The sequence below is a fragment of the Moritella sp. PE36 genome, assembly GCF_000170855.1.
In the GTDB taxonomy this organism is placed as follows: domain Bacteria; phylum Pseudomonadota; class Gammaproteobacteria; order Enterobacterales; family Moritellaceae; genus Moritella.
In genome coordinates, this window is the sequence record NZ_ABCQ01000002.1 from 252,070 (window position 1) to 276,364 (window position 24,295).

21 protein-coding genes and 1 pseudogene are annotated in these 24,295 nt (G+C 42.1%); 13 read left to right on the top strand and 9 right to left on the bottom strand.

Features of this window, described 5'->3' with window-relative positions:
* Window positions 1-163: 163 nt before the first annotated feature.
* Together PE36_RS02825 and PE36_RS02830 are read right to left on the bottom strand one after the other, a co-directional pair.
* A complete protein-coding gene (locus tag PE36_RS02825) occupies window positions 164-1,567 on the bottom strand; it encodes a cell wall metabolism sensor histidine kinase WalK (RefSeq protein ID WP_043993706.1) in 1,404 nt (467 codons plus the stop codon).
* Window positions 1,545-2,225, bottom strand: a complete 681-nt coding sequence (locus PE36_RS02830) for a response regulator (RefSeq protein WP_006030441.1) — start codon at window positions 2,223-2,225, stop codon at window positions 1,545-1,547. Before PE36_RS02830 ends, PE36_RS02825 begins: the two co-directional genes overlap by 23 nt.
* Before the next feature lie 162 nt (window positions 2,226-2,387).
* Between PE36_RS02830 and PE36_RS02835 the strand changes: the two genes are divergently transcribed.
* The gene (locus PE36_RS02835; protein WP_043993708.1) at window positions 2,388-2,894 is read left to right on the top strand and encodes a heme-binding protein; all 507 of its coding nucleotides are present in this window, start codon (window positions 2,388-2,390) and stop codon (window positions 2,892-2,894) included.
* A gap of 57 nt (window positions 2,895-2,951) precedes the next feature.
* Here the strand turns inward: PE36_RS02835 and PE36_RS02840 are convergent, their stop codons facing one another.
* The gene (locus PE36_RS02840) at window positions 2,952-3,206 is read right to left on the bottom strand and encodes a hypothetical protein (RefSeq protein ID WP_006030443.1); all 255 of its coding nucleotides are present in this window, start codon (window positions 3,204-3,206) and stop codon (window positions 2,952-2,954) included.
* Here PE36_RS02840 and PE36_RS23885 point away from each other — a divergent pair.
* Together PE36_RS23885 and PE36_RS02845 are read left to right on the top strand one after the other, a co-directional pair.
* Window positions 3,197-3,448: pseudogene (locus PE36_RS23885) on the top strand (helix-turn-helix domain-containing protein); the annotation flags it as partial. The gene PE36_RS02840 and the pseudogene PE36_RS23885 sit on opposite strands and share 10 nt — an antisense overlap.
* A gap of 542 nt (window positions 3,449-3,990) precedes the next feature.
* Entirely contained in the window at window positions 3,991-5,058 is a 1,068-nt protein-coding gene (locus PE36_RS02845; protein ID WP_006030444.1) for a hypothetical protein, read from the top strand.
* 134 nt (window positions 5,059-5,192) lie between these two features.
* On the opposite strand, the gene PE36_RS02850 is transcribed toward PE36_RS02845, so the two are convergent.
* Entirely contained in the window at window positions 5,193-6,815 is a 1,623-nt protein-coding gene (locus PE36_RS02850; protein WP_006030445.1) for a methyl-accepting chemotaxis protein, read from the bottom strand.
* A 512-nt stretch (window positions 6,816-7,327) separates the two neighbouring features.
* Here PE36_RS02850 and PE36_RS02855 point away from each other — a divergent pair.
* Window positions 7,328-10,825, top strand: coding sequence for an EAL domain-containing protein (locus tag PE36_RS02855; protein WP_006030446.1), 3,498 nt, complete (start codon window positions 7,328-7,330; stop codon window positions 10,823-10,825).
* 13 nt (window positions 10,826-10,838) lie between these two features.
* On the opposite strand, the gene PE36_RS02860 is transcribed toward PE36_RS02855, so the two are convergent.
* The gene (locus PE36_RS02860; RefSeq protein WP_006030447.1) at window positions 10,839-11,558 is read right to left on the bottom strand and encodes a hypothetical protein; all 720 of its coding nucleotides are present in this window, start codon (window positions 11,556-11,558) and stop codon (window positions 10,839-10,841) included.
* Between the two features lie 84 nt (window positions 11,559-11,642).
* On the opposite strand from PE36_RS02860, the gene PE36_RS02865 reads away from it, so the two are divergent.
* From PE36_RS02865 to PE36_RS24325, 4 genes are all read left to right on the top strand, one after another.
* Window positions 11,643-12,464 (top strand): helix-turn-helix domain-containing protein, encoded by an 822-nt coding sequence (locus PE36_RS02865; RefSeq protein WP_006030448.1) that lies wholly within the window; start codon window positions 11,643-11,645, stop codon window positions 12,462-12,464.
* A gap of 63 nt (window positions 12,465-12,527) precedes the next feature.
* Window positions 12,528-12,830: a hypothetical protein gene (locus PE36_RS02870; protein ID WP_006030449.1), complete on the top strand. Its 303-nt coding sequence runs from the start codon at window positions 12,528-12,530 to the stop codon at window positions 12,828-12,830.
* 384 nt (window positions 12,831-13,214) lie between these two features.
* Window positions 13,215-14,084, top strand: coding sequence for a tetratricopeptide repeat protein (locus PE36_RS02875; RefSeq protein ID WP_198138572.1), 870 nt, complete (start codon window positions 13,215-13,217; stop codon window positions 14,082-14,084).
* Between the two features lie 91 nt (window positions 14,085-14,175).
* Window positions 14,176-14,334 carry a hypothetical protein gene (locus tag PE36_RS24325; RefSeq protein ID WP_006030451.1) on the top strand — a complete coding sequence of 53 codons (159 nt, stop codon included), beginning with the start codon at window positions 14,176-14,178 and terminating at the stop codon, window positions 14,332-14,334.
* Between the two features lie 2 nt (window positions 14,335-14,336).
* On the opposite strand, the gene PE36_RS02880 is transcribed toward PE36_RS24325, so the two are convergent.
* The gene (locus PE36_RS02880) at window positions 14,337-15,782 is read right to left on the bottom strand and encodes a methyl-accepting chemotaxis protein (protein ID WP_043993713.1); all 1,446 of its coding nucleotides are present in this window, start codon (window positions 15,780-15,782) and stop codon (window positions 14,337-14,339) included.
* A gap of 403 nt (window positions 15,783-16,185) precedes the next feature.
* Between PE36_RS02880 and PE36_RS02885 the strand changes: the two genes are divergently transcribed.
* The 3 genes from PE36_RS02885 to PE36_RS02895 all read left to right on the top strand — a co-directional run bounded on the left by PE36_RS02885 (window position 16,186) and on the right by PE36_RS02895 (window position 18,664).
* Complete coding sequence (locus PE36_RS02885; protein ID WP_006030453.1) at window positions 16,186-17,064, top strand: MBL fold metallo-hydrolase; 879 nt, start codon at window positions 16,186-16,188, stop codon at window positions 17,062-17,064.
* Window positions 17,065-17,106: 42 nt separating this feature from the next.
* On the top strand, window positions 17,107-17,967 hold the full coding sequence (locus PE36_RS02890; RefSeq protein ID WP_006030454.1) for a LysR family transcriptional regulator: 861 nt from the start codon (window positions 17,107-17,109) through the stop codon (window positions 17,965-17,967).
* A 211-nt stretch (window positions 17,968-18,178) separates the two neighbouring features.
* Window positions 18,179-18,664, top strand: coding sequence for a VOC family protein (locus tag PE36_RS02895; RefSeq protein WP_006030455.1), 486 nt, complete (start codon window positions 18,179-18,181; stop codon window positions 18,662-18,664).
* Between the two features lie 111 nt (window positions 18,665-18,775).
* Here the strand turns inward: PE36_RS02895 and PE36_RS02900 are convergent, their stop codons facing one another.
* Window positions 18,776-19,783, bottom strand: a complete 1,008-nt coding sequence (locus PE36_RS02900; RefSeq protein ID WP_006030456.1) for a tetratricopeptide repeat protein — start codon at window positions 19,781-19,783, stop codon at window positions 18,776-18,778.
* Between the two features lie 133 nt (window positions 19,784-19,916).
* A complete protein-coding gene (locus PE36_RS02905; RefSeq protein ID WP_043993715.1) occupies window positions 19,917-20,531 on the bottom strand; it encodes a LysE family translocator in 615 nt (204 codons plus the stop codon).
* 258 nt (window positions 20,532-20,789) lie between these two features.
* Here PE36_RS02905 and hflX point away from each other — a divergent pair, with 258 nt between their 5' ends.
* Both hflX and PE36_RS02915 read left to right on the top strand, forming a co-directional pair.
* Window positions 20,790-22,133, top strand: coding sequence for a GTPase HflX (gene hflX, locus PE36_RS02910; protein ID WP_006030458.1), 1,344 nt, complete (start codon window positions 20,790-20,792; stop codon window positions 22,131-22,133).
* A gap of 391 nt (window positions 22,134-22,524) precedes the next feature.
* Complete coding sequence (locus tag PE36_RS02915) at window positions 22,525-23,736, top strand: DUF3103 family protein (RefSeq protein WP_006030459.1); 1,212 nt, start codon at window positions 22,525-22,527, stop codon at window positions 23,734-23,736.
* 188 nt (window positions 23,737-23,924) lie between these two features.
* On the opposite strand, the gene PE36_RS02920 is transcribed toward PE36_RS02915, so the two are convergent.
* On the bottom strand, window positions 23,925-24,295 hold a 371-nt coding region (locus PE36_RS02920; RefSeq protein ID WP_006030460.1), incomplete at its 5' end, for a MarC family protein.

Genomic DNA, 24,295 nt, shown 5'->3' on the forward strand with positions numbered 1-24,295 from the left:
GCGACGCTTGAGCAGTGTCTGCACTGCCCGCAATACAAAAACACATCAGCACCCAATCAAAGTCTCTATTTTTCTTGGCTTTGCTTCATCTCAATAATGTTAACCTTGATAGTATGAAGCCCTATATCAATAAAATCATGCACGACGTTGAGACAGCTTGTACTCATGGATTAACATTCAACCGAATTGTGAAGGTGCTGCCTTTGCCAGGCTCTGACTCAAGTAATAGCGTCCCGCCGATATTATTTAGCATCGCCGACGCCAGTGAAAGTCCCAGTCCATAACCGTCGATATTACTGCGGCTGGGATCTACTCGGTACAGGCGTTTGAAGACGAGATCCTGGTGTTCGCTGGCAATACCGATACCCGTATCAACGACATGTATTTCCACATGGCCATCGTTATGCACCGAAGATGTAAGCGTGATCTCGCCACCAGAGTCAGTATACTTGAGCGCATTATCGACCAGATTCACCAGAATTTGAGTCAGCTTATCGGCATCGGAATTGACTATAGTGCCTGGCTGAGTGACACAACGCATGGTAATGGATTTTTCCTCGGCAATACCCTCATACCAATGTGCAACACGTGTAATAACGTCATTAACATCAGTCGGTATGCATTGTATCTGGCGTTTACCTGCTAATTCATCATTCAACTTCATTAGCGCAGTCAGCATATTGCTCGCCTGCTCGGCATACTCGGCGCAATCACTTAGCGCACTCTCCATATCCACCTTTTCGTTACCTTGATGAGCGCTGAGTAAGGCGCTTTCCGAGGCAAGGGTGATGCGCGATAATGGCGTTCTTATATCATGGGCAATGGCATCTACAGTTGTATCCATCGTCGCGATGACATGATGTAATCTGGATATCGCCAGATGCACACTGTGATTAATAACGTCCAGCCCGTCTTTCTTTTCATGCTCACGGGGTTCTGAAAACGAATCCAGCGCACCTTGACTCAGTTTATCCAGTTGCTCCCCTAAGGTAACCAAGGGTGACATAGTATTTTTAATTAAACGCCGGATAAACACAGAAGTAACAAGTACCAGTATGATCAACGCAAAGAAGGTCATCAGCCATTGCCGTATCGCGCTCGGATATCGAGCCTGATTATCCAGCACCAGTCCAAAGTCCTGGACGCTACCTTGCATTTTTATCGCCATGTACGGCTCAAATATGAACGCAGTAAACCAGAACTTGTCATTGGGTAAGTATGCGTGAAAGTTAAGATCAGAAGGCAGCTCACTGTCTCCCGCAATAAACTGCGCGGGCTGAGACGCGGTAACAGAAAATGCCGCGATATTGTTTTCAATCAGCCGTTGTGGATTGGCGGTCAGTACGTGGATCAATTTATCATCAGACTCAAACTTGAGGATACGTTGATACTCTACCGATAACGTGTTGAGGATCTTTTTCTCAACATGGTAAAGATCATAAAAGAAAAGGGCCCCCACAATAACTTCAATCAGCACAAGACACAGTAGCAGTATTGCCATGAACCTGAAAAAAAGATGACGCTGAGTGCTCAGTAAAGCCTGTTCAACATGCTGATTTAAGGACATAACCCACCCCTCTTATGGTATGGATCAGTGGCAGTTCAAAATCCTTATCTACCTTACTCCGCAAACGGCATACCAGCACATCCACGACATTCGTTTGCGGATCAAACTGATAACCCCAAACCTGTTCCAGAATAGCGGTTTTGGATAATACCGTTTCGGCATTTTGCAGTAACAACTGGATCAGCACAAACTCACGTTGGTTAAGATTGAGCAATTGATTTGAGCGGTGCAGCGTGCGCTTTAGCAGATCCAATTTCAGATCATGATAACAAAGCTGGTGAACCGGCGTAGCCTGCGATCTATCCCTACGGGTTAAGATCTGGCAGCGGGCAGACAATTCAGAAAAAGAAAATGGTTTTACCAGATAATCATCGGCCCCGGATTTAAGCCCGAAAACGCGCTCTTCGACCGAATGTTTGGCACTGAGAATGATGACAGGCGTGGTGTACCCTCGTCCTCTCAATTCAGATAATACTGCGAGTCCGTCTTTTTTTGGCAACATGATATCCAGAACAATGACATCGTAATGTTCTGTCGTCGCCAAATGAAGACCATCAATACCATCGCCAGCATGCATCACAGTATAGCCCTCTTGGCGGAAGCCCTGTGTCAGAAAACGGGTAATATGGAGATCATCTTCAATCAATAAAACGTTCACGTAACCCCCTCAATCTTGCAGCGAAAAACATTGTCACTCTAGCAGTTTTTTATCTGGGTTTCACAAACATTACAATCGTGTAATGTTTGTGAAAGTATTGCGCAATGGTGTTTGCGTTAATCTAAGCTCAACTCACTACCGACAAGTATAATGGAGCACAACATGAAAACGCTTAAACACAGTGTAATGACTCTCGCGATTGCAGGCCTAATGGCGTCCTCTTTTGCTGCAGCAGCATCGGGCAATAGTCCTAAAACTATTTCAGTAATACAGATATCGTCGCAATCAGCATTTGAACTGGCAAAAGAAGCCGTACAACAATGTGAACAGAAAGGTTACCAGGTGACTGCAACGGTTGTTGATGTAACAGGTAATGTGATTGCACAGCTACGCGCCGATAATGCTGGCAGACATACTTTAGAAAGCTCTCGCCAGAAAGCATTTACAGCGGCAAGCATGAAACAACCAACCGCAAAGCTGATGAAAATGATCGCTGACAAGCCATTTCTGCAACCATTAAAAGATATGGATGATAATCTGCTGCTGTTAGCAGGAGGCCTACCGTTAACAGCCAATAATACCGTCATTGGGGCAATCGGTGTGGGTGGTGCTCCGGGCGGTCATCTCGATGTGCAATGCGCCGAATCAGCCATCGCAAAAGTACTTTAATATTGCGAGGCTCATGGCTTAAACTGCAGTAGCTAAGGCGTGTTACTTAAGGTGATATCAAGCACCATCACGCCTATTCAGCTCAGCGGTCGCGATCTCATGACTCATTGATGAAATCGTTTCTAACGCAGTGACAATCTGTGCTAAAGCTTCGGATGCATGTTGTGATTCAGTCACAGTGCTAGCACTGGTTTCCGCACAAATATCCATGGTTGCAATGGCATTACGAGAACCCGTTTGCAGGTTCGTCACCATTTGTTGAATTTCTTTGGTGCAGTCTTGCGTTCGCCCTACTAGGTATAGTTGGAGCATCGGAACGAACGCTGTCTCGCATATTTTCTAAAGAGTTCAATACCTCGTTTGCTTTGTGCCGACAACATTTACGCCTTATCCATCCACTGTCTTTATTAGAGTCTGGAATTTCAATACAAAACATAGCGCATCAGGTGGGCTATCAAAATGATTCCTCTTATATAAAAGCATTTAAAGACCGCTTTGGCCTAACACCACAGCAGTTTCGCTTAAGAAATCATCGAATTTATGAGGCGTTGTAGAAGAAGCCGAACCTGTTAGTCGATAATAGGTGTAACAAGGCTGAAATATTCAGTAAGGTTAATTAAAATATCTTTCGCATTTGGTTAACGATTGCCACCGAAACATTTAAATGTCTGACCGTTTTCTAATCCCATCGGACTCACTACATTAATTCTAATACCACGTGCGCTTCTAATCCTGCCGACTTAGCAAAGAACTCGATAACACCACCTATCAGTCGTCGCACTTGTACCGAATCGAATAGGGAAATCAGACGTAATCCCCGAAGTCAGAGTCAGACTACCACCATCATTTAAATAATTAAGGCCTTCTTCAGTTAAACGAATCTACCCTATTTTATATAGGAGAGGTTGCATTCACCCCTCACTCATGTAACATATCGTTAACATAATGATAACACCGTAGCTACAACACACGCGGCTTTGACTCATTATATATGATTGTCGCTGAGCCTCAGTTTAACTAAAGGGGATGATTTTATTTTCTAGTGTTAAGTAAAAGATATTATCCCCCCCACTTTAACTACAATTTGGATGAATAAATGCCTAAAGCAAATCTGATACACCTTACAGAGTTAAAATGTATCCACACCGATAATTATGTGGGTTACGACAATTACAGACTCGAATCTAGACTCGATAACGGTCCGTGGACTAAATTTCATGAAGGCAGTTTAAATACTGGATTACATACCCCATTAAACTACGAACTTATATTTATAGATAAAGCTGAGGTTCGTCTTATTAATGAAGATATGATCACTTCTGACGATGACCTCGGTACTGTGATTATCAACCCTAAACATGCTTGGAGTATGTTGATATTTGAAACATTTTCAGCTAAATACGAGTTAAAATTTAGCATTGCGCCCCATCTAGATAAAGAGCTCACAATTGCAAAAGACATATCTCGTGATCAGCGTAAATTAACTCATGAAGAGGTAATGGCGCGGAGAGAACCATCGGATGCTGAATTGGACAGTCTTGCCATGTCGAAATTGCCCGAATTAATGGCAAATGGCGCTCATGCAGTACTTACTGATGTCTTAACTACGAAGGCGAGAATGATGGCCGGAGAGGAAGGGCTTGAACCCCTACTTGGGGGTGATTTAGCTGCACTTGTCGAGTTATTGAATCCGCTTAAAGGTATTATTGCCGAGTACAGAAAAAAACAATACGGAACATTCCTGATGGGAGGTGAGATCGATGTCTCACAGATTGCTGGCGAAGTTATAGGGGTCAGCTATGGAATCGCGTTCTCAATTGATTTCAGTGAATGCCGATGGATTATTGAAGTTGGTGCTGGTATAGGTTTCCATGCTGGTGTCAGTGGTGGCCTTTGGTTCGGATTTAACCGTAATCGCCCCGTGGATGTTGGTGGAACTACAGTGGATTACGTTGTAGGTTTTAATCGTGGTCCATTAAGCGGAGTCACGTCCGTCTCGTTTGATCTAAATATCGATTTCAATATGCCCACATTTAATCTTCAAGAGGTGTGTTACGGTATAAAAACCGGTGGACTGCTTGAGCGCAGTGTGGGTGTAGCCTATTGCTATGTTGGGAGCAAGGATAACATCACGAATGGATTTCAAATGATAGATGTAGGATAAGCAATAAGCTACGACCACTGTATGATTTTTTATGTAGTGGTCGTCTCCCTCCTTATATTAACCGCATTATTTATTACATCTATTTTAGCATTGTGATCGGTTCTACTTTAAGCCAACTCTCATTTAACCGTTTCTTATTTAACTTGGAATTTATTCAACCAATGGGCTAAATCATCCGTTAATCTCACCAAGGTTTGCGAACTTTCTGCGCCGCTAGACACGGTGTTTGATAGCTTGCAACTGCTCTCTTCAATCATGTTAACCTGCATTGCAATATCTTCGCCCACTACTTTTTGCTCAGCGGCGGCGGTCGCTATCTCATGACTCATTGATGATATTGTTTCTAGTGCCGTTACAATCTGCGCTAACGCTTCGGATGCATGTTGTGATTCAGTCACAGTGCTAGCACTGGTTTCAGCACAAATATCCATGGTTGAAATGGCATTGCGTGAACCCATTTGCAGGTTCGTGACCATCAGCTGAATTTCTTTAGTACAGTTTTGTGTTCGCCCTGCTAGGTTACGCACTTCATCAGCAACCACCGCAAAGCCACGACCTTGTTCACCCGCACGTGCAGCTTCAATCGCAGCATTCAATGCAAGCAAATTAGTTTGCTCGGCAATATCACCAATCACATCTAAGATCTTGGTAATGTTATTCACGTCATCATCCAATGCCGAGACCGCTGAACTGGCCGTATTAAGCTGATCAGAAAGGCCTTGAATATTGTTAACCGTCGAGTTGATTAAATTATGTGTATCGACACTTTGTTTATCGGCATCGAGAGTATTCTGCGCCGTAGCTTGTGCAGAATCTGCAACACCATTGGCTGACGACGCCATTTCTGTCATTGCCGTCGCAATCATCGCAGTGGACTGTTGTTGTGTTTCCGTCAGTTCACTCATCCGTTTAGAACGTGAATCAACTTCGATTAATTCTGTACTTAACGCATTCATCGCTTGACCAAGGTGCTGAACCAACTCACCCAACGACATACTCATTGTTTGTACTGCACCATAAATACTGTCTCTTGGCGCAGACTCGTTAAATGATGTACTGATTTTACCATCTGCAACAGCCTGTATCGCTGCTAATACATCACTCGGCTCACCACCGAGGATCGCAATCATACGTTTAATCGCCGTCAGTAGTAGTCCGAAGAGCAAGCTCGCGACCAAAAAACATAAACCGAACTGCCACTTAGCACTAGACCAAAAACGGGCATTTACTTCATTCTCACCAATACCAGTACCAACGATCCAACCCCAACGAGCTGTTTTTTCGGCAATCGAGTGCTTTTCTTCAACCGAACCATCAGGTAATCGCAGCGTCCAAACATAATCTGCAATTTGATTCGGCTGGCGAGCCACCGCATTCATTAAGATCTGGCCGACACTTTGACCTTTACTGTCTTTAAAATCATTAAAGCTGGTGCCATGTAATTGTGGATCGAGTGGCGCGGCCAGGAAGGTAAGGTTTTCATCTGCAACGTACACGTATTCATTGTCTTTATAGATATTATTTCTCAATACCTGGATGGCGATCTGTTTGGCTTTAGCTTCTTCTAATTCGCCAGCTGCTACCATCTTCTCCATCTCATTAATGAAATTGTAAGTGGTTTGAAAAACTTCGGTGACGCGTGATTTATTATCCGCCGAGCTGGATGCCTTTAGCGTCCAAAGTCCCACTACTGTAATCGCGACGAGTGCAGACAATATAAGGCCAGCAAGCAAATAAGATTGTGTTTTTAATTTCATAAATGTTACTTCTAATAAGAAATGGAGAAGATATACTTTTATCGGCAAGTTCGAGTGTAACTTTACGACATCTCGTAATTAAAGCACACATCGCCACGATTCCTTCGGTTTCAGATCAACTTTAACGCTTGAAACCAATCACTATTAAGTATTAATGTGACGTACATTATGAATAAGAGTTGATAGTTTAGTTTTATTACGAACATCTAATCAATTTTTTTGTTGTAGCGTGATAAAAAAACATGAGTTAAAAATACCAACCGCTAAACAAATGACACAAAACGGTTTTAAACTAAAAATGTTGCGTAGAGATTCTTAATCATACTTAATTACACTTAATGCTTATATACCGCTAAGCGGCATCATGGTACTAATAACAGGCTATCTCCAATAAAATTCGACAAGCAAGTATGACGAAAACCTAGAACGCTTCGAATAAAGTCGGCAGGGAAAGGAGCATAATTACCCGTAACCATAGAGCAAGGACTGGCATGGCTGCCTTGAAGAATTAAATGTTGAAAGAATTAAAAACATCAATAACCATACAACTTATCTTTGCCATCTCAATCGCGCTATCTGCTATTACGATTTACGCCATTGATAGTTACAAACATCAGCAACAGCGCTTAGCGATTCAAAACTTATCTCGCAGTTATGTCAACCTCATTGAGAGTAATATCAATCAGGCATTATCGGCCACATTCCCACTTGCAGCCTTAGTCCAAAATCAACACCTTGATGAGGCTAGCTTTACCCGATTCGCAACTGAAATGTTGCCTTTCTATCCAGGAGTCTCGGCACTGCAACTCGCTCCTAATGGTATTGTCCAATATATTGCGCCATTAGCAGGAAATGAAAAGGCAATTGGCCATAACTTGCTTACCTCTCCGAGCCGGAGTAAAGAGGCTTTTGCAGCCTGGGATAGCGGAAAATTAACCCTGGCAGGCCCTTTTCATTTAGTCCAAGGAGGCTATGGCGCCGTTGGACGGTTACCTATCTATTTGGATCGCCCAAGCGATGAGCAGTCTTTTTGGGGCTTCGTGACTGTTTTAATACGTTTTCCACAAGTACTCGACGCTGTAAAACTACCGGCTCTGGTAGAAGCAGGGGTCGCATATCAGTTATCACGCATTAATCCAGACACTGGACAAATTCAAGTTTTATCAAACTCATCAGCACCATTGTTAGTTAACCCTGTAGCAAATAGTATAGAAATAGCCAACGTGACTTGGATGTTAAAAATGTCCCCCATCAATGGCTGGGTTCACTACATTTCGCTTCTAGCAATGTCTCTGCTCAGTATGACGTTTACGATTTTGACCACCTTTTCCGCCATCTTAATCATGCGGATAAAGGACAACCAAAAGTCGCTTGAAAATATTGTCGCGACACGCACTAGGGAATTGGGCGATAATTTAACACGCTTAAATATGGCGCTAACGTCAACCGGTCAAGTGTGGTTTGAACTCAACATACAGAGCGGTGAAGTTTCATTTGGCGGCAAAAACGAACAGCTGACGGATGTCAATCCATCCGATATTCAAACGATCTTTGAACAATGGTTAGAAAAAATTCATCCCGATGACTTTGAATCAGCCTCCAATCGATATAAAAAATCCTTGGTGTCAGGCATGCCATTTGAACTTGAATATCGGCGAAAAACCAAAGATGGAAACTGGTTATGGATCCACACAGCCTGTGAATTTACAGCATGGGATGCGCATCATAAACCAATCTGGTGCACCGGCGTTCATACCGATATCACCCAGCGCAAGCAGATAGAGCTGCGTGATAATGCCCGCAACGCGGTATTAGAGAAATTATTAAAAGGCGACCCATTAAAAATAATTTTGGAACACATCGTTAACTTTATCGAACAAGAACAAACGGGGGCACTGTGTTCCGTGCTACTGATCAATGCACAAGGCACCCATCTTAACTCTGGATTTTCATCATCAGGCATTCCTGATTATTATAATGAAGCAGTTGATGGCATTGAAATTGGCGATGGCGTGGGCAGTTGTGGCACCTCGGCCTTCACCAAAAAAAGAGTGATTGTTGAGGATATTCAAACTCATCCCTATTGGGATCAGTTTAAAGAACTAGCAGCCAACGCGCAGCTAGCCTCTTGTTGGTCCGAGCCGATTATCGGTTCAAAAAAGCAACTGCTTGGCACCTTTGCAATTTATCATCGTCAACCGAGTACGCCAACTGATGACGATTTCAAATTGCTCGAATTCGCCGTGCAACTCAGTGTGATAGCGATTGAACGATATTTGTCAGATGAAAAACTTCGGCTTTCTTCCCGGGTATTCAGCGATACTAATGAAGGACTAATGATCACAGATGTGACGGGGAAAATTATTGATGTCAACCCTGCTTTCACCCGAGCTACCGGTTACAGCCGTAGCGAAGTATTAGGTCAAAAACCCAGTATCCTCGCTTCCGACAAACAGAGTCCGGCTTTCTTTATTGAAATGTGGCAAAGCCTCATGGAGCAAGGCTACTGGCATGGGGAGGTCTGGAATAAAAAGAAAAACGGCGAACTGTTTGCGGCGCGACTTTCTATTTCGTCACTCACCAATGATGATGGTGAAAACTTGCACTACGTGGGTTTATTCTCTGATATAACTCAGATTAAGCAACAGCAACAAAAGCTGGAAATGATGGCGCATTATGACATGCTCACCAAGTTACCCAACCGCTCACTGCTTGCTGACCGTTTTAAATCAGGCATTGCCCATAGTCAGCAAACTGACACTATGCTGGGTGTTTGTTTTCTCGATTTGGATAATTTCAAACCCGTCAATGATAGCTACGGCCATGACGTAGGTGATCAGTTACTCATCGCCGTAGCCCAACGTCTCAAAAGCAATATCAGAGATGAAGATACCGCATCACGCCAGGGTGGCGATGAATTTGTCCTGCTGCTGGGTGATATAAAATCACTTGCTCACTGTGACGAAACACTGCAACGGATTAATTACTTTCTTGCCCAACCTTATATTATTGCGGGGCATACTTTTAATATCAGTGTCTCAATTGGGGTAACGCTATATCCAGATGATGATGCCGATCTGGATACCTTATTACGTCACGCTGATTATTCGATGTATCAAGCAAAATTAACCGGTAAAAATCGTTTCCATCTGTTTAATCCAGAGCGAGATCAACAAAAGATCCAAAAACACCAGCAACTTGATGAGATAAAGCAAGCCTTATCAAATAACGAATTTGCTTTGTATTACCAACCTAAAATCAATATGAAGACCGGCAAGGTATTTGGTGCAGAAGCGTTAATTCGTTGGTTTCACCCGGAGAAAGGATTGATCCCGCCACTTGATTTTTTACCTATTATTGAGGGCTCAGAGCTAGAAAACCAGATCGGTGACTGGGTTATTAACCAAGCATTGAAACAAATTGTGGAATGGCAAAAGCTGGGTATTTTTATGGAAGTGAGTGTTAATATCGCGTCCTATCACTTGCTGTCAGCAAAATTTTTAACCCTGCTTGAAAGTGCGTTGGCAAGTCACCCCAATTTAGATGCCCAATATTTACAATTAGAAATATTAGAAAGCAGCGCATTGGGTGATCTCAATACCATCCGTAATATTCTCAATACCTGTCGGGATGTATTAGGCGTGAATATCGCTCTGGATGATTTTGGTACGGGTTATTCCTCGCTTACCCACCTCAAGAACTTGCCTGCTAATACCATCAAAATTGATCAGAACTTTGTAAAAAACATGCTCGACGATCCTGATGATTATGCCATTATCAAGGGCGTGCTTGCGCTAGCAGACTCCTTTAATCGTGAAGTCATTGCGGAAGGTGTTGAAACAACAGAGCACGGCTTGATGTTGCTCTCAATGGGTTGCTATGCGGCACAAGGTTATGGCATTGCCCGGCCCATGCCAGCATCTGATATCCCAAATTGGTTACACAACTATATCCCAAACCAGCAATGGCTAGATAGTGGCAGCATAGTGGACACAACAAAGAGAGGATAGATTTAGGACAGGGTCAGTAATCCCGATAAGCTTGTACTAATTTATCCATAAACCCAGCAAGCAATAGATTCATTCGTGTGGTGTCATGTTTAATGATCACACTCGGGTCCTGAACATACTTGCCCCTACTCTTTGTATTAAACGCTGGCTGGTCGTGTGTAATCAAAGGCGCTAATTGCTCGCTGATAAACTCAAGATGACACTGCAAGCCATATACTAACGGCGAATATCGAACAATTTGCCGTGGGCATCCCTCACTGACCGCCAATACCCTACTATCACTTGTCAGTCCCGGCATATCGTTATGCCAATGGCCGACAACCTCTGCTAAATCAAACTCATCTAACTTAGGATCGACATTGCCACTCTCTGTAAGCGCGATAGGAAAGTAGCCAATCTCTTGGTATGGACTGACTTGGTATGTTGACCCCAAGGCTTCACCAATCAACTGCGCGCCCAAACAAACACCAACAACGGCTTTATTCCTCACTATCGCTTGTTTAATAAATGTTTGCTCACCAAGACTATCAAAATATACACATTCCTCTTGTCGGGTATGTGGATTCTGCGGCCCGCCTAATATAACTAGCAGGTCAAACGCATCCACCTCACAAGGTAATGCTTCATTCAAGTACACTCTAGTGAAGCTGACTTGATAATCATTCAGGCCCGCCCACTCAGTAAAATACCCTGGCCCTTCATAAGATTCGTGCACAATAAAATGGATTCTCATATTTCCCCTGTCATATTATTTGGCTATTGGCTTTATGTTACACTTACCCACAATGACTGAATAAGGCCATCGAGACATTAAACCATGCCAACTAGCCAAACCTTATCCGCAAATACGTTAATAGCACAAAATCAGCATGCGCCAGCGTTAATCAATACCATCGAGATGCATAAGGGTTTTATTGACAAGTTGCACCAGCACCACTGGCATCAGCTGATATTTCCAATTCGAGGGTTGATACAAACAGAAGCGGATGGATATCAGTTCCTTGTCCCCCACACCACCGCGATTTTTATTCCGGCTGGCGTCAATCACGAATCAATCGCCATCACCGACACCACTTTCATTGGTCTATACATCAATCCCGACTATGGTCGCTGTTATACCCGCAACGCAGGACAACAACTTAAACAAGTTTCCATGACACCTTTTCTCAAAGAGCTGATATTGATGATTAAACAACAATCTCAATTAGAGCCAGCACTTTCACACGACAATACCTTGCGCTTACTTGAGGTGTTGTATGACCAAATCCATACTAGTGAATCGTTCAAATTCAAACTATTAATTCCAGAGGATAGAAGAATTAAAGTGATCTTTGAGCGCCTAACAGCACAGCCAGAACTTGATTTCACCTTGTCCAAATGGGGGGGAATAGTCGGGGCATCTGAACGCACATTGTCGCGGATATTTGCAAAAGAGTTCAATACATCGTTTGCGTTGTGGCGACAGCATTTACGTCTGATCCAGTCACTGTCTCTGTTGGAGTCCGAGCTTTCAATACAAAGCGTGGCACATCAAGTGGGTTATCAAAATGATTCATCTTATATCAAAGCCTTTAAAGCACGTTTTGCTATGACACCACAGCAATTCCGCACCAGAAAGCATCGAATTTATATCGAATAAGCCCAGTAATAAAAATAGTTTTACTGTAGTATATTTAGGGTCTTTCTTATATGAGCGCTTTCAATGTCTAATACCGGTCAAGATCAGTCAATTGCCAACATTTCTCTCGCACAATTAGCACAACCACTCGATGCAATGCACATTGCCCAATTAACCTCATTTGCTTATGGCCTGCCGCCACTGTACTTTTGCCGTGAATATTTAGCGCAAGACGAGCAAACAGCGATTGGTCATTGTTTACAACGTTTAGCAAATGGTATGAGCAATCAAGAATTCACATTAGAACAGTTAACTGTGTTATTAGCAGAAAGAGATTACTACGACGACTATGAAGCGCGTCTACGTTTAGGGCCAGAGTTAGCATAAACGTCACCCTACTCGATATTAAACTATAATACCTTTTCGATTTTCATCGGAATAGCATGGCGAGCGGCGATGCTCTTTATTGATAAGAGCTGCTCTCTTCTTGCATTTTTTATGCGTACGTTTTGACATGCCCCCTCCTACAACATATCTGAAACCAATCATCACCAAATAGATTACGAACTTATACTTCCAACCTAGATGTGCATGATGTTCCGAATATATAAATCCTTGATAATAATATCTATAGACCTTAGTTGTTAGATAAAACTTTCTAAATTGTAAGCGTACAATTCTATTTATATCTTAGTGATTAAATTGAATCAGGGACGCCAATTTCGCTTAAGGATTAATATTCATCATACTGAGCTGTAGAGAGTTATGATCATGAACATTAAACATATTATACCTGCTGATAGATTATCAAAATCAACGCTAATAGGTTCATATTCTGTCGCCTCCAAATATATTGAAACATTCATCGCAGCTAAACATGGCAATAGTCAGGCACAATACAATCTAGGTTTTATGTATGCCAATGGAAGCGGTTTTCTTAAAAATAATCATAAAGCGGTAAGCTGGTATCGAAAATCGGCTGAACAAGGGTGTGCAATAGCACAATCCACTCTGGCTTATATGTATGGTAGTGGGAAAGGTACATATCAAAGTGATCAAGAAGCCGCAATATGGTGTCATAAAGCAGCGGAACAAAATATTGCTTTAGCGCAATTAATGCTTAGTGTCATGTATGTCAATGGTCGAGGTGTTGCTCAGAATGATAACGAGGCTGTGCTGTGGTGCCGAAAAGCAGCGGAACAAAATTATGCAAGAGCCCAATATAACCTAGGCTTTATGTATACGAAAGGGAAAGGCGTGACTCAGAGTTATAAGATCGCAGTTAGCTGGTTTAAAAAAGCCAGTGAACAAGGTTATGCTAAAGCACAGTCTAATCTTGGCTACATGTATAGCAAAGGAATAGGCATACTCAAAAACGATGAGTTAGCAGCCTACTGGTTTAGAAAAGCCGGTGAACAAGGTAATGCCAAGGCACAATATTGCCTAAGTGTTATGTATTACAAAGGGCATGGTGTCCCTCGTTGTGATAAGCATGCTTATGCTTGGGTCTCACTAGCGCTCATTAATGGTTATGAAAATGCGCATAAAAGTCAGGACTTTTTAGTCAATAAAATGACTTCTGATACATTATCCCAAGCAAAAGATTTAGCAGAAAAACTTTTAGACTACATAACAATATGAAGCATGGAAGGAACCGTCTTATGAATATAATATTATTTATGCCAAGCCATATCAGCCAAGAAAGCTCCTCTGCAATAACAAGGAGCAAAACATGATCGAAAACATAGAGCGTATAATCAAAGAATTTCTATTACTCAACGATATAGAACAGCATCAAGTTTATTACATTATAAAAGTGTTAGAAACCGGAAATGAAAATGAAAAACGCATAATCTGTGAGTCTATCGGTTTAGAAAAACTCATTGTTTAATGTTAGGTACGATACCTCTCTAAGATACTACCCAATGACTGTGATGCATCCACAAGCTCTTGAATACCGGTAACTGACGCCTGTGTTGAAGCAAGTAGCACGCTTGATTGCGAGCGAATATCACTAAGGTCAGTTGCAATATTATTAACGACCGACGTTTGCTGTTCGGCGGCGGTCGCAATCTGAGTACTCACATCCATCACAGACTGCGCTGATTCAGCAATATCATTCACATCAGCACCAATTTCAGTAATTATGTCTCGACTTTTATTCGCTTGCTCTAAGGTTTCAGCCGTGATTTTTGAAATCCCCTGTGTTTCAGCTTGCAACTTGTCAATCATATCCCTAATTTCAACGGTCGCCTGTTGCGTACGCCCGGCAAGAGTCCGTACTTCGTCAGCGACAACAGCAAAACCGCGGCCCTGCTCACCCGCTCTGGCAGCTTCAATCGCCGCGTTCAGTGCCAGCAGGTTGGTCTGCTCGGAAATCGCATTAATAGTAATAATAACATTGTCAATTTCAGTCACTTTCTCATTCAAACTAACCACAGAGACTGACGCTGCATTGGTGTGCTCAGACAATTCAGTCACCATGACAATCGCATCCCGGACTCTTTCATTACTCTGCAGGATCTTGCTGGTTTCGTTATCCGCTTGCTGGGATGCTTGTAGACCCAAACCTGCGATCTCTTTCACCGTAGCCGACATCTCTTCCATTGCTGTCGCCACAGAATCAACCGAGGCATACTGTTGATTAACCTGGTTTTCTGAATCTCGGGCATCTTTTTCAAATGCCGTTGTGGTCCGATGGAAAGTAACGGTACTGGTTTTAACACTTTCGACTAATTCACTGATGGTGTCCATTGAACGATCAAGTTCGTAACCGATCACACCAAACTCATCACGTCCCACATGAAAGCCAAGGCGCGAAGTCAAATCGCCATTGGCAATACGGCAGGTCGCTTGATGCATAACCCACAGGGCACCGCCTAAGTGTGTTGCAAGCCAGTAACTAAATAGTCCAATTAGCGCAAGTGGCAGTAGAGAAAGTAAAAACTTAAAGAACGCCTGTTTCTCCACTTCTGTGTTATCCACGGAATGAGTGAGCACAGCATAGCCCTTGCCCAACGGTATCGACACTGTTATTTCAGTATCGCGTGCTGCCGATTTTGGAGGCTGGCTGACCACGCGAATATTCTGCTGTAGAAGGGATGTTTGTAAATCATCTTTATTTAAACCAACCCCTTTCAACGTATTCACCGTAGACACGAGTCTGGTTTGTGCCTGCAGATGGTTTGCAGCATTGCTTTGCGCTATGGTCGCGTAATAATGACTGCCAGAAAAACCAATTAAAGTCGCTGATATTATAATGAACAACAGCCAAAATTTATCAGTAATATTCATCTTTATGAACAGCTTATCTATGGTTCTAAAGTTAACTTCTCTCATTATTACGCCTCTGATATAACAAAACACTACATCACACAATGCATTTAGATACTAATACCAATATTTACATAAATTTACTATTAAAATAAGATCTTACATCTGATAAGTAGATGTAAATCCTATATTCGTTATCGTGTAGCGTACAAACTGTACCAAAGAGATAGATACCTAGTGAAAATATATCGTGAATAGCTACATCCATATTGTTAGACAGTAAGATCACTAAAAAATGTAGACAGGAACTTACATTTATTGGCAAGTAAAATCGCGTTTACGTTTGGGGCCAACTATGCCTCACAACACCTATCCATAAGAAAAATATGCCACAACCATAAATATAGTATATTTTACATATAGGCAGAGCCTACATACACTTACTCTTTCTTTCTAAGGAGTAATAATAATGCGAAATATTGGTGTTGTTTTAATGATGGCAAGTACGCTGGTTTGCAGTTTCAACGCAGCCGCCAAAGCAAATTTCTCGGTCATCAATACCGGACAATCGGCAGGTAGTTCTGAAGGGCTTATTGTCTCGGGTGGGGACTGGTTTAAAAAACGTCAGCTGGTGCACAATGCGATACTCATTCAACATGAACAAGGCGATTTATTAATTGATACGGGCCTTGGCAGAGAAGTCGAACAACAAGTTGCGGCCATGAGCTGGCTTAACCAGCAGTTATTTGCTTACACAAAGACCGAGCCTGTGATCGATCAATTGCAGCAACAGGGTTATGACTTTAACCGCTTAAAAGCCATTATACCAACCCATTTACACTGGGATCATGCCTCTGGCATTGAAGATTTCAAAGCCTTAAATACACCGGTATGGGTGCAGGAAAATGAACTGGAAACCGCAAAGAAACATGCTCCACCAGCCTTTATTCAAAGCCAATTTGATGATCCAGCGATAAACTGGCATTTCATCGAATTAAATAGCACCAATACATTAGGCTTTGCAGCCAGCTTAGATGTTTTTGATGATGGTTCGGTCATCTTAATCGATATGTCTGGTCACACCCATGGTCAGCTAGGTGTGCTGGTTAATAACGAATATCTGTTTATTGGCGATAGCACATGGTCAATTGCAGGCGTGAACAATAATGTTGGCCGCAGCGCATTAGTGAAATGGTTAGTGGATCTCAATTACGATCAGCAACAGTCTGATAATCTGGTTGAAAAATTGCACCAGTTGAGCATAGAAAATAAAAAGTTAGTTATTGTTCCAGCGCATGATGAAATAGTAGCAGCAACGTTGCCGCGCTATCCTAAATTTTTAATGTGAGCTCTTTTAATTAGGTTCACACGTCGTAAAAAGAGGTTTTCGGTGGATTTAAAATCGTTGAAATATTTTGTTGCAGCAGTCGACTCAGGTAGCATCACAGGGGCATCAAAACAGTGCTTTGTGGCTCAGCCGTCTATCACTATCGCCATTAATAAACTGGAGGCGGAATTTGATACTGTGCTGTTAACGCGCCATAAAAAGGGGGTGACGCCGACGTCTGCCGGACAACAGTTTTATCAACACAGTAAAGCCTTGTTAAATCAAGCGGGGTCGATGTTCGATTATTTTAATCCACAGCAATCTCGGCAAACCGTCACTATCGCAGTGCAAGCAGATATAAGTTTGGTCTATTTAAAACGGCTCATGTCTCAACTGCAACAGCATTGTCCACAATGGCTGTTACATTTAACCAGCGATAGTACCGCCGATATTTATTTAGGCAGCGATTGCCAAGACATTAATTTAGGCAACGACAACAAGAACAGTGTAACGACATTCCGCCCCTTGTGGCGTGATCAGTACTATCTCATTATTCCAAACAATCATGCGCTGGCTTTTAAAACTCATGTCACATTAGAGCAACTGCACGGTGTCGCGATGATTGAACGTCGGCAGTGTAAAAAAATGAGCCTATTGATGGATTACATGCGTGAATTGCAGATAGAGCGCGTAGCATCGGTTGATACCGAAGAATGGGCTCTGGCATTGGTAGAGCAGCAAATAGGGCTTCTACTCGCCCCACTAACGACCGAGCAACTTGAACATGAAAACTATACCGCAATCCCAATTTCCAACATAACCGGGATAGAACAAATGGAGCGTCAAGTTGGGATAACGTTAGCGGCTAATCGTTTACAGCAGCCCGATTTTATGGCGTTAGTGAACCTGTTCGCACCAAGGTAGCGGCGCTTCGTTTGTGGGGGCATAAAGAAACCAAGCTTTGACCTACCATCATAAGAACTGGCCTACCATTATAAGAACTGACCTTAACTCATCATTACAATAAATTATCATTTACATTAAAAATGATAATTTTATATAATTAAAAACACGCCATATACTTGCTTCATCAAAACAAACAACGCATTAATTAGTTAACGTCTTGGAGCATATTATGAAAATGAATCATATCGGATTATTCGTCGGTGACATGGACAAAGCAATTGAGTTTTATACTCAAGCCCTGGGTCTTAGACTTATCATGGGAAACACTAAAATCGAAGAAGAACGCCAAACTGCAATCGGCAAAATGTGTATTGCTGTGTTTGGTGAAGGTTTTAAAGGCTTTAACATCGCTCACATGGTAACAACCGATGGCATTGGTGTTGAGCTATTTGAAATGAAAGAACGTGCAGAACGCCACGATGTTGATTTCTCTCGCCTTGGTATCTTCCACTTTTGTCTGCAAACTGACGACTTTGAAGGTGTGATTGCAAAGACTGAAAAGTTAGGCGGCAAAGTAAGAATGGACATCATGCGTTATCACCCTGAAGACGACAGCCGCCCTTACAAAATGGTTTACCTAGAAGACCCGTTTGGTAACTTATTTGAGCTTTATTCACACACTTACGAAGAGACTTATTCTTCTGAATATGAATAGAGTCTAAGCGTGTTCGCTAGACTAGTATCGTACAACAACAGCTAGCGAACTCACTCCCACCGACAATGTTGATTAAACGTCATACCAATTAATCGGCGCCTGTTCACGCATTTAATAAACCTCTTCTTCCAGTTCTATTTTAAGCTTGTCAGCTTTTGCAATTTGTTCTGATCTCATATTCGTTTTGACTTCTCTAATAGCATCAGCGGCGCCATCATAGCCGTCTTCATCAGCAAGAGAGTACCAAGCTAAAGACTGTACAACATCACTATATACGCCATGGCCATTACGGTAAGCATACCCTAATTGATACTTGCTGTAGGTATTACCGTTATAGGCTGCAAATTTATAAAAGCTGAATGACTTTTTGTAATCAGATCTTTTTTCAGCACATTGCACTCGGTTATCATAATAGATATCCGCTAGCGCCACAGCAGAACGGATATACTCATCTTCATCAAACGTTTTTTGATATATCGCGATCGCCTTAGCGCAATCTTGCTCAACGCCGTGACCAAACTGGTGAGCGTAACCAACTTGATAAGTCGAGCGAACATCGCCAAGTTCAGCTGATTTTTCAAACCAATAAAGTGCCTTTTTATTATCTTTTTTAACCCCTTCTCCCAACATATATTGGAAAGCAAGATCATACATAGCACTGTCATTACCAAGTTCAGCACTTTTTAGAAAATTATCAAACGCTTTTTTATAATCAGCATCCACACCAGCACCGCCCTCATAATAGATAGTAGCTAGTGAATAATAACCATAAGCACTACTTTTCGCGGCCGATTTTTCAAACCAGTGAATAGACTTTTTATTGTCAGCATCGATCAGACTATCTTCATAATAAAAGTCACCCATCGCCTCAATCGCTTGTAAAAAGCCGGCATCAGCAGCCTGTTCCATATACAAGGTACCTTGCTCAACATTTTCTTGAAAATCACTGTCATACCAAAGTACGTTAGCGGCAGCATAAAGCACCGCTGGATCTGTACTGTTTTTAACAGCGCCCACTGTTTGCAATTGTTGCTTATCGTAAGATTCCATCGAAAGGTCAAACGCCTGCACTGTATTTACAGAACAAACATAAAGTAAAATCACTAAAATACGTTTCATTACAACTACCACTTGTTAAAAATTTGTAACGTAAGTTTAAACTTAGCACTCTACATTATCAACAAAATAGTTTTTATGCACTTGATATATATAGAAACATTAACTTTGTAGATAACGCGTAAGATGGGTGAAATTACGACCTGATCGCGACTAAAGCACCCATGGAAACCATGACTGTCCCCGCCGTTTTGTTGATTACATTCGATGCATTGGGCGATTTAAATACCTTTCTCGCCTTCACAGCAAGAAAAGCATAACCAATATTCACACTGCCAAAAGCAACCGTCGCCGCCAACATTATTGAAGCAACATCATAATAAGAGACATCGCCAACATTGACAAAAGCAGGGAAGAATCCCACATAAAACAAAATAGCTTTAGGATTACCCAAGGTCACTAGCAGTCCAGCCATCAAATTAGACAATAATGATGACTCTTGCGTCGCTTCAATATCAACAGCCGTCGCTTTGGTCTTCAACAATTTATAACCAAGCCAAATTAAATAAGCAGCACTAATATATTTAATGATAAAAAATGCCGTACCCATTATTTCAGCAAGCGCTGATAGCCCAAATAAAGCCAGAACGATAAAGACATAGTCAGCTAACACCATCCCAATCACCATATATACACCACGCGAAAAACCAGATGAAAACGAACGTGCGATAATAGCGAATACGCCGGGACCAGGTACAATAGCAAGCAGCAGCATGGTGCCGAATAATGTGAACAGACTGACGGTTGACATATTTTTTCCTTCTTGGGATATAAAATTAACAGTTAAGGCCGTAGCATTAATAAAGCCATGTAACGAGGATACATGAAAACAAATCATCGCCTCTATTTAGCCTCTCATATAACAATCAAAGCCCTATAAAAATTTTGTTTATGCATTGATATAGTTACGATTTATAACATCGTTAACAATAGAAATTAGAAATGCGTATATAACCGCGGCACAAACGGGTAGGATGCACCTCATATTACTTAAAGCTATGAGACCGACATGTCGATCGCAACAACAGAAGACACCGCTACCCGCGCCTTATTAATCGCTATTCGCACCCCTTGTATTTCGCAACAGGACGTGGACGAATCATTATCTGAATTAAGCCGTTTAGTTAATACCCTCGGCTTTTCTGTGGTTGGGACTAGAACCCAACGCCAAAAATCGACCAAACAGCTAACTGTATTAGGCACTGGTAAACTGGAAGAGTTAGCCACGTTAACAGGTGAAAGCACATTTTATGAAGATGAAGTGCAGATTGAATTAGACCAAGACGAGTTAAGCCAATTATTAGCAACAACAGATGTTACATGCCAAGCCAACGTTGTGGTATTCGATTGCGAACTAAGCCCGAATCAATTAAGTAATGTTGAAGCGGCACTCGGCGTAGAAGTTTACGATCGTACCCGCGTTATTATCGAAATTTTTAGTAAACACGCACGTACTCGTACTGCGAAGCTGCAAGTAGAGATCGCGCGACTTAATTACTTAACACCGCGATTACGTGATGAAAGCAGTGGCGATCGCGAACGCCAAAAAGGCCGTTCAATCAGTGAAACTGTGTTTGAGATTAGTCGTCGCCGTGTTCGTACTAAAATAGCTGAACTACGACGAGAACTGACCAAGGTACAACGCGAGATGCAAGGTCGAAGCAGTGGTCGTATCGAACAGTTAACCGTGGCGTTAGTGGGTTATACCAATGCCGGTAAATCATCTTTAATGCGTGCTCTAACAGGCTCTGAAGTATTAGTTGAAGATAAACTGTTTGCTACTTTAGATACCACGGTACGTACACTACAGCCGCCGACAAAACCGCGTATTTTAATCTCCGACACCGTTGGTTTTATCCAAAAGTTACCTCATGATTTAGTGGCATCATTTCATTCAACCTTGGAAGAAGCAAAAAATGCCGACTTATTGCTTTACGTGGTTGATGCATCAGACGAAAATTTCATTTCGCAATTAGCCATTGTTGACCATGTATTAGGGCAATTAGATATCGATTTGAATAACAAGGTATTATTGCTGAATAAAGTCGACTGTTTAAGCGAAGAGCAACAGTTAGACCTGCTGGAACGCTATCCAGATGCGCTACAAATCAGTGCCCATGACAAAGCTGATGTCGCGTTCGTACATCGGGAAATTCAAAACATACTGGAAAAGAAAATGTGCCCAGCTTGCTTTGACATCCCCTACACAGCCAGTGGTGTGATGGGTGAAATTCACAGTAAAATGCAGGTCCTCGAAGAGGAATATCATGAAAATGGTATTCGCATAACATTAAAAGCCAGCCCGATTGCCTTAGAGCGATTACATAAAATGCTGCAACTCACGACTTTTTAATCCGTCGTTATAAATAAAAGGTGACCGTTTTACGAGTCACCTTTTTAATCCATTTCAACAGCGTTAAATGACGAACATGGCCGTAAATGCGATGCACATTACACAATTAAGCGAGTTTGGCTGCAACTCATCCCCTAGATTAGCGTGTGTATATTATCACTTTTATGTTCAATAGACCGCATATATGAACTTTACCCCAAGCCCCCGAGAAGGTGGTCTTATATCCACAAGTGTATAGTGATCTTCTTAACACTAAAAATCCCCAAATACAGAAAAAACAATCTAGATCAGCATAGTTGAAACAATGTCTTTGACAGTGAGAATAGTTATCAATACGATTCATATTGAACTCAATAGTGGTTAAACGAGTAACAATTAATAAGGACATTATATGAAAAAAATGACTTTAGCTATGCTGATCCTAGTAGGTCCTTTAGCTTTAATTAATTCCTCCTTTGTTTCTGCAGCTAAATCTGACGATACAAAGCAAATAGTTCAAAAGCAACCTGAATACGGTATCAGTGTTGCGAGTGCTAAACGTGAAATAGCATTGGCACTGAGTCGACAATACACTCAAGTCTTACCGGCTCTGCAATCTGGCATTAACCGATATAATTTAACTGTCAATGCGGATCAAGTGTTGCAGTCTAGTGGTGTTGCAACTCAGGCATTACATAAAAGTGAGCTGGCTATTCGTTCGGCAAAAGGCTTAGCGACTACAGCGGCGAATAAATCGGTTTTTAAGGGCGTTAAACATCCTGACTTAGTTCAATTTCGTCTCGCCGACGCGAGTATGCTAAGCGACTGGCAGCAAGGCGTATCACCGTTATTTGCCTTCGAGCCAGAAGGCAATGATAAAGATTGGGCTAATATTGAAGCCTATGATGTAAATGGTGATATACATCTGCTCGATGTGTACCAGCTGCCAGACAGACCGGTCATCGTGGTTGGATTAGATAAACAACAAACGATACGTGAAGGGCTAGCGGTAATGCGCGAGATCTTAGCTCAAAGCACAGATTCAAGAAAACAACTCAAGTCTGCCTATCCTCAGCGAAGCGCTTCAAAATCTGGAGCTCAAGCCATATCGACAACTGTCATTAAACAGATAAGTTTACAAGATGATCAAGAACCTTGGATATCCGGTGCTGCTGAGGTATACGCGATAGTGAATGGCGTTAACCCAACCCGTGATGAGCCAGTGCTTGATATCATTGAAATGCCTTATCTTGATTATGCAGAGAAAGAATACTACCCAAATCAAGTCGTCATTCATTGGGAGCGCTATCGTTGGGCTGCGGCAGATATTATATTGATGGAGCATGATGACGGTACTAATTACAAAGAGCTTGCTACGCTGCTTGTCTCTGCTGCCGAGACAATTTTAAAAGCGATCCCAGATCCTGAAGTACAAGGCTTTGCTATTCTCGCCACGATTACTAACGGAATAATCAAAGCGTTACCTGATTCATGGTTTACTAATGACGATGATTTTGTGGATGCGTATTACACCTTACAAGAAGGTGAAACATACACAGATCACTATGGCGCAGGTGGTAATGCAAGGGCGACCTTTGCACCTCTGGTTATTCAGCCAAGGTAAATAATCTATTACTGAAACTGTGTAGTGGTATCGCTAATGTTGCCATAAGCTAAGAGGAAAATACCACTACGCTGTGCTTACTTTACTTAAAGAATCCTGATGACGTTATGGAGATAGCATTATGAACGGGAGCATCAATGTTGACCAAAACTTACCCCTTAATTAGAAAGACACCATGACCAGTCTTGTTAGCCCATCGTACTGATAACATCAGTTACGCCACCAATCAGCATTTCCACACCGATAACAGCCAAGATCAGTCCCATAAGGCGGGTAACAATACTAAGCCCACTCTCACCGATTGCCGATATGATCTTTGACGAAAAAATAAAACAAACAAAGGTGATAAGACATAAAATAGCAAACGCAGATATTGTAATAATAATTTCACCCCATCCACCTGCTGATGAATAGTTCATCGCGGTGGCAATCGTGCCAGGTCCAGCCAGCAGAGGCACAGCAAGCGGTGATACAGCCACATCTGAATCATTATTGTCTTCTGCTGTATGTAACTTCGAACTTTTGCCTTGCAGCATGTGATAGCCAACAAGGAATACTA